At 53.4% G+C, this 12830-nt stretch carries 6 protein-coding genes; 3 read left to right on the forward strand and 3 right to left on the reverse strand.

Translation table 11 applies throughout. The features are described 5' to 3' along the window. Nucleotides 1–2: 2 nt before the first annotated feature. From A2273_09130 to A2273_09140, 3 genes are all read right to left on the reverse strand, one after another. On the reverse strand, nt 3–896 hold the full coding sequence (locus tag A2273_09130) for a hypothetical protein (protein ID OGF07087.1): 894 nt from the start codon (nt 894–896) through the stop codon (nt 3–5). A gap of 141 nt (nt 897–1037) precedes the next feature. After that, nucleotides 1038–2036 carry an ATPase gene (locus tag A2273_09135; GenBank protein ID OGF07088.1) on the reverse strand — a complete coding sequence of 333 codons (999 nt, stop codon included), beginning with the start codon at nt 2034–2036 and terminating at the stop codon, nt 1038–1040. Between the two features lie 364 nt (nt 2037–2400). After that, entirely contained in the window at nt 2401–3570 is a 1170-nt protein-coding gene (locus A2273_09140) for a hypothetical protein (GenBank protein ID OGF07089.1), read from the reverse strand. 378 nt (nt 3571–3948) lie between these two features. Between A2273_09140 and A2273_09145 the strand changes: the two genes are divergently transcribed. The 3 genes from A2273_09145 to A2273_09155 all read left to right on the forward strand — a co-directional run bounded on the left by A2273_09145 (nt 3949) and on the right by A2273_09155 (nt 12714). Next, entirely contained in the window at nt 3949–9120 is a 5172-nt protein-coding gene (locus A2273_09145; GenBank protein ID OGF07090.1) for a hypothetical protein, read from the forward strand. A gap of 61 nt (nt 9121–9181) precedes the next feature. Further along, nucleotides 9182–11416 carry a penicillin-binding protein 1C gene (locus A2273_09150; GenBank protein OGF07091.1) on the forward strand — a complete coding sequence of 745 codons (2235 nt, stop codon included), beginning with the start codon at nt 9182–9184 and terminating at the stop codon, nt 11414–11416. Between the two features lie 215 nt (nt 11417–11631). After that, complete coding sequence (locus A2273_09155) at nt 11632–12714, forward strand: 2-nitropropane dioxygenase (GenBank protein ID OGF07092.1); 1083 nt, start codon at nt 11632–11634, stop codon at nt 12712–12714. The last annotated feature ends 116 nt before the right edge of the window (nt 12715–12830 follow it).

Below are 12830 nucleotides of genomic sequence, written 5' to 3' on the forward strand. Positions count from 1 at the left end.
ATTTAATGGAACCTTCTGGACCGAAGCTGGAAAAATTTATGCAACTTGGGGACAAAATCCTCGTTGGTGGAAAGGCTGATGTTGTCTATGCTCAGGGACTTGAAAAGTCGCTCCCGTTTTTGTCTTTCGAGCAGATTATACTGCAGGTATCCCTTCTGCAGAGAGGGATCGGAGGTATTGATGGTCATCAACTGGCCGGTCTCCAGATCCTCGAAGTCGACCAACCCAGCCATGGGCAGGCGGCTTTCGGCCGGGTCGGAGATCTCGATGGTCACCAGGTCGTGTTTGCGGGCGGCTATGCCCAGAGGGGTCTTGAAATTTTCCAGTGAAAACCCATTGCCGGAAAAATCGCTGATGAAAAAGATGATGGCCCGGTGCTTCAGGATGTGCATCAGCGACTCCAGGGCGGCTGACGGCTCGGTGCCTTTGTTCTGCGGCGTAAAGTACAGGATGTCCCTGATCAGGCGCATCACATGAAGCCGGCCTTTCTTGGGAGGTATGTATTTCTCCACCCGGTCGGCGAAGAACATCAGGCCGACTTTGTCGCTGTTCTTGACCGCCGAAAAGGCCAGGGTGGCCGCTACCTGGGCCGCCTGCTCCAGCTTGAACCGGGTTTTGGTGCCGAAATATCCCGAGCCGGAGGCGTCCAGGCACAGGATCACCGTCAGCTCGCGCTCCTCCACGAACTTTTTGACGAAAGGACGGCCCATCCGGGCGGTGACCTTCCAGTCGATGGAGCGTACATCGTCTCCGGGCAGGTATTCCCGCACATCTACGAATTCCATGCCGGTGCCCTTAAAGGTGGATTTGTATTCCCCGGCAAAGGTGGTGTTGACGATCTTTTTGGTATGAAGCTCGATCTGGCGGATCTTTTTTATGAATTCGGGTGACAGCATAATTTTTTCTTTTTCCCGCTAAAAACGCGAAATTACATTAAATACTTTTATGCGTATTCGTCAGTAAATATATTTCCCTAGATTCCCGATGACTCGGGAATGACAATTTCCGAATAACGAATAACTATTAACGAAATAGCATCACGGCACCTCAACGCCGGCCAGGATCTTCTGTATGATATCGTCGGTGGTAATATCCTCGGCCTCGGCCTCGTAGGACAGGATTATCCGGTGCCGCAGGATGTCGGCGGCCAGCTCCTTGATGTCCTCCGGGATCACGAATCCCCGGCGTTTCAAAAAGGCCAAGGCCCGGGCGGTGGTGGTCAGGTTGATCGAGGCCCTGGGAGAGGCCCCGAACCGGATCATTCCCTTGAGCTCGGGCAAGCCGTATTTCTCAGGCTCCCGAGTGGCGAATATCAGGTCGATGATGTAATCCTTGATCTTCTGGTCTATATAGATCTCCTGGCACAGCTCTCGGGCCTTGATTATCTCGGCCGGGGTGATGACCGGCTTGATGGATGGCTCGCCCTGCACGGCGATGCGCTCCACGATCTCTTTTTCCTCTTCTTTAGAGGGATAATCGATCTTGATCTTTAGCAAAAAACGGTCCAGCTGGGCTTCCGGCAGGGGATAGGTACCCTCCTGCTCGATGGGGTTCTGGGTGGCTAGCACCAGGAACGGATCATCCAGCTTGAATGTCTGCTCGCCGATGGTTATCTGACGTTCCTGCATGGCCTCCAGCAGGGCGCTCTGAACCTTGGGCGGGGTGCGGTTAATCTCGTCGGCCAGGATCAGGTTGGCAAAGATGGGGCCCTTGCTGGTGATGAACTCGCCGGTCTTCTGATTATATATCATGGTGCCGATGATGTCGGCCGGCAGCAGATCCGGGGTGAACTGAATTCTCTGAAACTTGGCTTTGATGGCGGAAGAGACAGTCCGGACGGCATAGGTCTTGGCCAAACCGGGCACACCTTCGATTAGGATGTGGCCGTTGGCCAAAAGCCCCACCAACAATCGGCTGACCAGATAATTCTGGCCGACAATGGCTTTGCCTATCTCCGCAGTGATGGTCTGGATGATGATGCTTTTTTTTTCGATCTCTTCGTTTATGCGCTTGATCTGGTCGCTGTGGTTTTCCATGAAAGTCCCCTCCGGAAATGTATTGAACTGTTAATTATTAAACAAAATTTGACACAACAATATATTATAAAAAATTGATCCCCAAGTGTCAAGTAGCGCCACATTATTTGTTCAGGGATCGGCGGATTCCTTGGAATACCAGGGGAACAGGGGGGCATTATAATTTAGCTGCCGAGAGAGCAAGAACAGTAAAAGGCAGGTATACTTTTAATCAACCTTAAATGCTGAACGGAGTTAGGGATGTTTTTATGAGCACAGCCATTTTGACCCTTTACCCTATTAAAAGGTTTAAAATAAATCAACAAAATTCACAATTCAATAAAAAGGGGGCAGTATTCACCTGCCCCGTAGGTCTGGGATACAATTATCCGATTCGGATCCGTTCCTTTAACACAAAGCCCCGTTTTTTGAAATCGACCACAAAGGAATCAGAATCGATGGCCAGCTCCAGGGGTATGGCTCCCTTGGGGGCCTTGCCCTGCACCAGATGGTGGGCTACGATAGCGGCTGGAAAGCCAGTGGTACGCTCCATGGCGGTGAAGCCGGTTCTGGCATCCTGGTAATCTATCAGATCATACACTATTTCCGTCTCCTGGCCGTTCTTTTTGCCCAAGGCCGTCACCCTTAGCACTATCAGGTCCTTGTCCCTGGGAAAATCTATCTTTTTGGTCAGAAGAACATGGCTCAATTGGCGCGGGATTACTTTGCAGCCATTGACATCCACCGGCTCCTGTTCGAAGAATCCCAGTTCCAGCAGGGTCTTGATCTTTTCATAATGGCCGGCATAACGGACAGTTTTATAATCATATTCCTTGACTATTCCCTCCAGGGTCCAGGGGCAGGTTGAGCTGCCGCCGCTGGTGACGAAGGCCTCGCATCTGCCCACGGGTTTGGGAAAATCGATCTGCTCCAATTCCGAAAAGGTGGGGATCTCGGCGGCCTTTCCTTTCCTGATTATATGAGCGGTGCCGAAATATTCATTGATCAGCCCTTCCACGGAAAAGACCAGTTTATAATTCAAGGGCGGTTTTGGATTTTGGGGCAGGCCGCCGCAGCGGATATGGATCTCCCGGGGCTGGTCCAGTTTTTTGATGGCGTGCACCGCCAGGGTGTTGCCCATGCCGGGCATCAGGCCGGTATCCGGCACCAGGGTGACCCCGGCTTTCTTGGCCTGCTGGTACAAGGAAAGCTCCTTTAATACCACGCCGGTATTGCCGCCCAGATCGCAGAAATTACAGCCGGAGTCTATGGCGGCCTTGGCCACGCCGTAGTTGAAATGATAGGGGACGGCGCTGACCACGCAGTCCATTCCTTTGAATAGTTTCTTCAATGATACCGGGTTTCCGGCATCGGCTTTCTGGGCTTTGACGATCTTTTTTGTCAACAGGGCATTGACCTTTTTGGCCCCGGCGGAGGAAACCTTGCCGTCAAAGTCGGCCACGGTGACACTTTTAGCCTGGCAGAATTTTGCCAGGTCATAGGCGATGGCCAAGCCCTGCCTCCCAGCCCCCAGGACCACATATTTGTAATTCATGGTTTTGCCTTTCGCATAAATTGGACTTAAAAATAATCTGAGCCCTGATTATATGGCATTGTAGGTTTGTTTGCAAGGCAATTGTGCTTATGCTCCGGGACGATCCGGTTTTCCTGATATTTATGTTGACAGAAAACCAGGTTGAATGCTATATTTATTGCCAAGTGTTAAAAAACATTTAAAACCAAAGACAGAGGGGCTATGTTCAGCATCAAATTGAACAAGTGGGTCTATCTGAGGATCGCAGGGCTGCTATTGACAGTAATAATGGCAGCCGTTTTCTTTTTCTTTCGTAGCAAGGAAGTGAGCGGGCGACGGGAACGGGGGCTTGAGGTGACCGCCCAACCCGGGGGTGAATTACGTGACATTCCGGGGGAAATGTCGTTTTATTTCTCAAGGTCATTCGTGGGAGCCGAAGGCATAGGGATTCCGGCTGACAGCATGGGCAATTATATTGAGATTGACCCGCCGTTGCCGGCATCTGGCATCTGGGCCTCGGAAAGGCGGTTCGAGATGAGGTTCCTTAAAAACCCCCTTCCTGAGGTCAGGTATGATATCAAAATGAAAAGGCTGCCCCTGATGATAGAGGCGCCCAAAATGCCAACCTATAAATTCTGGTTCGCCACCCCAAAATTCGGACTGAACAGCATTGTGTTGAAATCGGTGGTGAACGAAATGGCCCAGATCACCATCTGTTTCAATTATCCTCCGGAAACCGACAACATCGAAAGATTCATTGAAATCAGGGATTCAAAAAAGCAGAATGTCAAAATATCAAATGTCAGGATAGTAAACGAACATCAGCTGATAATCACGGTTCCGGTGGCCAGTGCCCCGCAGCAGTATGCCGTAACGGTTAAGAAGGGACTTAAAAGCAAACTGGGGGTGTCGTTGCGGGATGAAACCGAAAAGCTGATACCGGTGGGGTTCAAGACAGGCCCAATGACCGTTGAGAATGCCCGGGCCGAAGAAATTGACGAAGGATTCATGCTGTCATTCCGCATGTCCGCCATGGCAACTCATGATGGAGAACTGGAGATATACGAGGACAACCTGGTCGATCTGGTGGTGATCGATCCTGAGATCGATTACCAGGTCACTGCCTCCAACGCCGGCGTTTTCGTGACGGCCGATTTCATGCCGGACAAGAGCTACAAGGTCACCCTTAAGGCCGGCGTCTCTTCACTGACCGGGGATATCCTGCAGCAGGATTATACCCAGGAATTTACCATGCCCAAGAGAAAAGAGAAACTCCAGTTCGTATATCGCGGTCGTTATTTCGGCAAGAACGGGGCATGGAATCTGCCGCTGAAGGTCTCCCAATTCCCGGAGGTTACCATAGACGTCATTTATATGCCCCCGGAGAATGTTCTGTTCTGGCATCTCAAGGAATACGGCAACACCAGAAATATATCCAACCTGGGGGAAGCAGTTGTCACCGGTTACAAGGTAACCTTGGAAAACGGCGCCAAGGAACAGGTGGCCGACATTGACCTGAGGGAACTGATAAAGGACCTGCATAAAGGACTGTATCTTATAGAAGCTTCCGGTCGGAACAAGAGCAAATACGGTTCCGACCGGGTGGCGGTGGTGATATCGGACATTTCGCTGATAGCCAAATGGAATGATCGGACCATCTTCATCTGGGCAATGAATTCGGCCACGCTGAAGCCGGAAAGCGGAGTGGATATTGAAGTGCGCAGTTCCAAGAACTTTCTGGCCGGAAAGGGCAGCACCGACAACGGAGGTTTTTGCGCCATTCCGGTGCTCAAAGAAGGCCGCGATCCTTACGTGATCTTTGCCCAAAAAGGGAACGAGTGGACCTACGCTCACGTCAGTTCGCTAAGGCTGCCCATGGAGGCTTACGATGTATCAGGCGAGTCCCCGGATGCCCCGTACAACGCCTACCTGTATCCGGAGCGCGACCTGTACCGACCGGGAGAGGAGGTAAAATTCGGGGTCCTGGTCAGGGAAAAGGGCACTTATCGCGGCCTTGCCATTCCGGTCAGGGTCAATGTCAGAGACCCGCAGGGAAGGGATTACCTGTCGCTTTCCGGGACCACCGACAACTGCGGGCTTAGGGAGTTTCGCTTTCCCACCGCTCCATCTTCACCTACCGGAAAATACATGTTGCAGCTGGTGATAGGAGATAGGACCATATATTCGAGCCATGTGATGGTGGAGACCTTCGTGCCGGAAAGAATGAGGGCGGAACAGAAATTCTCGGAGAAGCCGGATATATACAAAAAGATAAACATGAAAATAAACGCAGAATTCCTGTTCGGGGCGCCAGCATCGGATGAAGAATATACCATCAAGCTTAGGGCAGAGGAAACGCCGATGGCCGTTTCCGGGTATTACGGTTATTTCTTCGGACGAGTGCCGTTCGGAAAAGACAAAGCACCGTCATGGGAATCGGAAACAGAATCCGGCAGCCTAGACAGCAAAGGCAAGGCAGAGGTCGATTTTCTGGTGGGAAGTTCTATCAAATTCGACCAGCCAGTCAGGCTCAGGAGCCTGCTGACCGTGACCGAAGGAGGCAGTGGCCGGGTCACTTCCAGGATGACTGAGAAAATGGCCTACACCAGGCCGTTCTACATCGGGATCAAGCCGACCGGCAGCAGGATAGCGGCCGGAGTGCCGATGGAGGTCAAGGGCATCCTGCTGGGCCAGGACCATTCGCTTTATACCGGGAAGGCCAAGCTGTATTATCGGGTATATCGGCTTTCATATTATTACAACTACGGCTATGATGACGACTATTATTATGACGATTATTACTGGAGTGCCCGGGTAAACAAACTTCCGGTGACCTCCAAGAAACAGGTGACCGTGGCGGACGGGAAGTTCAGCTTCAACTTCACTCCCAACACCAACTACAACGATTATCTGGTGGAAGTGGTGGACGAGGGCAACGGGACGGTGTCCCAGGCTAAGATCTCCGGCTGGGGCTGGTGGTACGGCGGCGAGGAGAAGGTGCAGTCCCCCGAGGTGATTCCGATCCGTTTGGATAAGAAGGAATACGATGCCGGCGATGAGGTGAAGGTCGAAGCCCTGGTTCCCTTCGATGGGAACGTTCTGTGGACGGTCGAGTTGGACACGGTGTACATCACCGAGTGGAGCCAGGCCAAAGGAGAGGTGGCTTCGTGGAGCTTCAAGGTCCCCAAGGGAGTTTCCACCGTCTATGTCAGCGCGTTGCTGGTCAGATCGGGCGGGAACTACATGGTCCAGCGCGGTTTCGGGGTGCAGAGGGTCAGGATCCGTCCTGCCAGCCTGAAGCTGGACATGACCTTGGAGACACCGGATAAGATAAAACCCGGAGAGGAACTGACCGTCAAGGTCAGGACCGGCGGCCAATTCAAGGGAACCATCGCGGTGGTGGACGAGGGCATCCTCCAGATAACCGATTTCCAGACGCCTGACCCGTTCAGCGGCATCCTGAGGGACCTGCGGCTGTATATCAACTCGGCCGAATCCTTCGGTTGGATCATGAAAAAATTCATGGACAGGACCGGTGGGGACTTCGCCGCCAGAGAGAAAGAATTCCCCGAAGCCAGGTTCGCCAGGATAGTGTCATCGTGGAGCGGTATTCTGGAAAGCGGCCGGGACGGGGTCATTATCTATAAGGTGAAGATACCTGAATATAACGGAAAACTTAGGGTGATGGCGGTGGGGGCCAGCGACAGCAGGTTCGGCTCCTGCCAGGCCGATGTCATTGTAAAGAGCGACGTGATAGTAACGCCCACCATCCCGCGTTTCATGTACACCGGCGATGAGTTCAGCTTCCCGGTGACCCTGATTAACACCACCAGCACTTCTCGAAGTGTCTCGCTTTCAGTCACCCCCAAAGGTTTCAGTGTGAAAGGCGACAGAAAGGCGTCTGTAGCGCTGAAGGCTCAGGAGAAAGTCACCCAATGGGTGGAGTGTATTGCAGGCGAGGATCCCGGTTCACTGGAGATGACGATCGACGCCTCAACGCAGGGCATGAGCTATAAAGACCAGTTTACCATTCCGCTGTACCCGAGCGTGCCGTTCATCACCGAGACGGAATACCACGATATCAAATCCGGGGGAAAGCTTGACTTAAAAGAATATTTCAACGACTGGTACCCCCGGGCCCATCAGGCCAGGGTGATGGTGTCGGTGCTGCCGGGCCTGTCCAGACTGAACCATTTCCAGTATGTGATCCATTATCCCTACGGCTGCATAGAACAGACATCGACATCGACCCTTGTGCTATTGCGGCTGTCCTCTCTTCTTCCGGCAATAGCCCCGGAGATCGAAAAGGAGAAATATACCTCCATGGTAAATCACGGCATCAATCGCCTAGTATCCATGCAGACCATCTCTGGAGGATTTGCTTACTGGCCGGGCAATAGCGAGCCGTGCAACTGGGGCAGCGGTTATGCCGCTCTGGTACTGTTGGAGGCCAGGAAGGCAGGTTTTGTGGTGCCGGAGGGAGCCCTAAATGCGGCCCTGAACTACCTTGACGCCATGCCGGAAAAATCCGGCCTGATTTATTATGTGCTGGCACGCGGCGGAGTCCTTCAGAAAAAGCCAGAAGCCGTTGACCGGGTAATAACCCTGGCTCAGAAGGGCGGTTACAACGCCTTGGGAATGCTATGGGCCGCAGGGACGGCCTTTGAGTCGGGAAGGACCGAACAGGCCAAGTCCATCCTCCGGGCCGCGCTTAGCAGGACCCCGGAGAATACCCGCCGATATAGCGACGATTTCTACAGCCGGATGCAGTATGACGGAATCAAACTGTACATGATAGAGAACATAGAGCCCGGGACCGAGGCCGAGAAGCAAGCAGTGCTTCAGGTCTCCCAAGACCTTTCGGGCAAGTGGAGCTGGTATTATTCCACCCAGGACCTGGCTTGGAACCTGCTGAGCCTGGGGCTGTATGCCGATAAACATCCGGCCGGTGGCCAGCTGGGCGAACTTAGGATGAACGGCAAGGTCCAGAAGCCCAGAGACCAGAAGGCGGTCACTTCGTGGACGCTATCCAATCCGGGAAACAGCGGAGAGATCGAGATCAAGTCGCTGTCCGGATCCGACCTGTTCGTCAGCATTGAGAACAAGGGATTTTCCAAGACCAGGAGGGCTTTTGAGGCTTCTTCCACTGGCCTTGTCATTGAAAAAACCCTGCTCTCTTATTCGGGTTCGGCGGTGACCTCGGCCAGGCAGGGCGATATCCTGCTGATGAAGATAGCGGTGAAGACCGTCAGCGGATATTATGATAACGTGGCTGTGGAAGCCTCACTGCCGGGGGGCCTGGAGATAGAGAATCCCCGGCTGGGCAGAGGCGACCTGCCGCAATGGACCAGCGACAGCCGCAATATGTGGATGCCTGATTATGTCGACGTCAGGGATGACAGGGTGATTATCTTCGGGCGTCTCTCCTACGGCCTCCAGTATTATTATGTTCTGCTCAGGGCGGTCACCCCGGGCAAATATTTCCTGCCGCCGGCCAGTGCGGTTATCATGTACGATCCCGAAAAAAATGCCCGTACAGGTGCGGGTAGTTTTGATATCTATAAACGGTAACATGCCCAAACTGACGGCATATTGCCTATCGGCACTGGCGGTTTCCTGTTCGCTTGGTCTTATGCTTTGGCCGTTGCCAAAATCAATCGACCCATCCTATTCCAGGGTGGTCCGGTTTTCCGACGGCAGCGTGATGAGGACCTATATCTCTGCTGACCAAAAGTGGAGGATATTTCTGCCACTGGAGAAAATCGACCCGCTGTATATCAGGACCGCGTTGACCTATGAGGATCGGTGGTTCTACTGGCACCAGGGAGTCAATCCGTTGTCATTGGCCAGGGCCCTCTACCTTAATTTAATGGCCGGGCGTGTGGTCTCCGGCGGGTCTACCATCTCCATGCAGCTGGCCAGACTTTCGGAGCCTAAACCCCGCACGGTCGTTTCAAAATTATGGGAGATCTTCAGGGCTTTCCAGTTCGAGCTACGCCTGGGCAAGAGGAGGATACTTGAGCTCTATTTGAACCTGGCCCCGTACGGCGGGAACGTTGAGGGGATCGGGGCAGCCTGCTTGGGCTATTATGGACGGCTGCCGGACAGGATGACCCCTGAGGAATCGGCTTTCCTGGTATGGCTGCCGCGCTCGCCCTCGCTGAAAAGGCGCAGGGATAAGACCTCGCCTATCGACGGACGCGATAAGGTGCTGGACGTTATGCGCCGGCGCGGCCTGATCGATGACGGGCAATACCGGCGAAGCCTGAAAGCCGCCATACCGTCGAAATTCAGGCAGTTCCCCTGCATGGCCCCGCACATGGCCGATTATATAGTACAGTCATATTCGGAAAAGAACGATATTACCAGTACCATTGACCGAAATGTACAGCTCAAGTCCGAGAGCATACTCAGATCCTATGACAAGAAAATGGCGCTGGCCGGAGCCTCGAATGCCAGCCTGGTGGTCATTGACAACCGGACCCGCCGGGTCAGGGCGGCGGTGGGATCGCTGGATTATTTCGACAGCCAAAGGCAGGGACAGGTGCGCGGCTTCGCCTCGTTCCGTTCGCCGGGATCGACACTAAAACCTTTCCTTTACATACTTTCGCTTGAAAGGGGGCTGTTAAATCCGGAAATGCTGCTGGAGGACGCTCCCTACCAATTCGGAGGGTTTTCCCCTGTCAACTTTTCTGAGGACTGGAGCGGATTGGTCCGGGCCGAGGACGCCCTGTCCCGTTCGCTGAACCTTCCCTTCGTGATGATGCTCCGAAGGTACGGATATTCCCGGTTCGAAAAAAAGATACGGGAACTGGGGCTGATCGGGCCGCTGGCATACGGCAGTTACGGGCTCCCGATCATAACCGGTGGCATGGATGTCCGGCTGCTCGACCTGACCAACGCCTATGCCAGCCTGGCAAAGGGGGGAGGGCACGGAAAACTGCTGCTGCTGGAAACCGATACTGACGGGATCGAAAAACAGGTATTCAAGTCTGGTGCGGTTTGGCTGGCCCTGCAGGCGCTGGGAAAGAAGGATAGACCGGATGCGCCCAATGTCTCCCGTTACACCATGCCCAAAGCCAGGATATTCTGGAAGACCGGCACATCCTTCGGCCGGCGGGATGCCTGGAGCCTGGGTTTTCTCAATGACTACACCGTGGGGGTCTGGGCGGGCAACTTCTCCGGAGAGGGTTCGGACAGTATTGTGGGAGCGCTGGCTGCGGCGCCGGTGATGTTCGATGTCCTCAGGGCGCTGGAGGATAATTTCCCTCGAGAACTGCCCTGGGAAAGAGAAGCCAAATCCGAGATAGACATCATTCCGGTCTGCGCCTATTCGGGATATAAGGCGGGACCGTACTGCCCGAAGACCAAGCTGGTAAAATCCCTTAAGAATGCCGAACCTTTCCAGACCTGTCCCTTTCACCAGAATTTCATCGTAGAAAAAAGAACCGGCTACCGGGCCAGTCCCTGGAAGAGCTACCAAAAAGGGGAACTGACCGAAAAGGTATTTTTGGTCTATCCCTCGCAGGTTCAGTTGGTGATGGCAGGGCAGGGGCGGGAGCCCCAGTTTGGACCACAGCAAAGAATACCTCAGAATAAAAAGAGCCTGGAACTGATCAGCCCGATCGATGGATCCCTCTACCTGGTACCGTTTGGGGTCAGAAACACCGGTAGCATTCCCCTGCAAGCTTTCACCTCGGCCGGTGGAGGGAAGATACACTGGTTCGTCAACGATGTCTACGTAGGTGACACGGAATCCTGGGAGATACTGGAGTTGGAACCCAAAGGATTGATAGTCAGAATAACGGCCCAGGACGATATAGGCACCAGCCGGTCGGCCAGCGTGGAAATACGAGCGGAGAGATAATGCATTTTCCGGCTTGATTAGGACTTGCTTTTTTTGCCTTTTAAGTGTATAGTTACCATACAACAGTCGCACTTCTATTGGATGGGCCGGCGGATAATTCGATGGGTGATTTCCGGCAATACCAGGCAGTGGGGCAATATCACCCATAGCCTGTCGGATATCATCATAATAACCGCCGGCCTGCTATACATAAGCCTTCAAAGGAAAATTTGCATATGAATGAAATGAAAGAATTAAAGATAGGCGGTCTGGTCATAAAACTCCCCATAATTCAGGGCGGCATGGGGGTGGGCGTTTCTCTGGCCGGCCTGGCTTCAGCGGTGGCCGATCAGGGCGGAGTGGGCACCATTGCTACCGCCGGCATCGGGATGTTCGAATCGGACTTCAACAACAATTACCTGGAAGCCAACATCCGGGCCTTAAAGAAGGAAATTAAAAAAGCCAGAAGACTTACCAAAGGCGTTCTGGGGGTGAACATAATGGTGGCGCTTTCCAACTATGCCGATCTGGTCAAGGCCGCCATCGAGGAGGAGATAGATATCATCTTCTCCGGAGCCGGCCTGCCATTCAATCTGCCGGAGTTTTTAAAGAAGGATTCCAAAACCAAACTGGTGCCGATCGTCTCCTCCGGCCGGGCGGCGGCCATCATCGCCAAAAAATGGTCCGACAAATACAACTACCCTCCCGATGCCATAGTGGTGGAGGGTCCCAAAGCGGGCGGGCATTTGGGGTTCAAGGAAGAGCACCTGGACGATCCCCGTTACACCCTGGAGAAACTGATCCCCGAAGTGATCGAGGCTATTAAACCTTATGCCGAAAAATACGGCAGGCCCATTCCAGTGATCGCCGCCGGCGGGATATATACCGGCCAGGATATCTGTAAATTCCTGTTGATGGGAGCCGCCGGAGTCCAGTTGGGCACTCGTTTCGTCACCACCACTGAGTGCGACGCATCCATAAAATTCAAGCAGGCCTATATCGATTCGAGCCAGAACGATGTGACCATAATCAAAAGTCCGGTGGGAATGCCGGGCCGTGCCATTCGCAACAAGTTTATCGAGGATGTCAGCCGAGGGGAGAGGAAGCCGTTCACCTGTCCGCATCATTGCATAATAACCTGCGACTTCAAGAACACCCCGTATTGCATCGCCCTGGCCCTGATAAACGCCCAGAAGGGCCTGCTGGACGAAGGATTCGCCTTTGCCGGCGCCAACGCCTACCGGGCCACGGAGATCATATCGGTCAAGGATTTGATGGATACTCTAGTGGAGGAATACCGTCAGGCTTGCCAAAACTGATCAGGCCCTGGTTCATATGCCGGCAAAAGACCGATTTGTATCTACGCCGAAAGTTCTGCGTTTTAACTACGCAGGGCTTTTTTGTTGGGCTTTTCTGGCCAGACCAGGAAACCTGG

Source organism: Candidatus Edwardsbacteria bacterium RifOxyA12_full_54_48 (genome assembly GCA_001777915.1).
GTDB lineage: Bacteria > Edwardsbacteria > AC1 > AC1 > EtOH8 > UBA2226.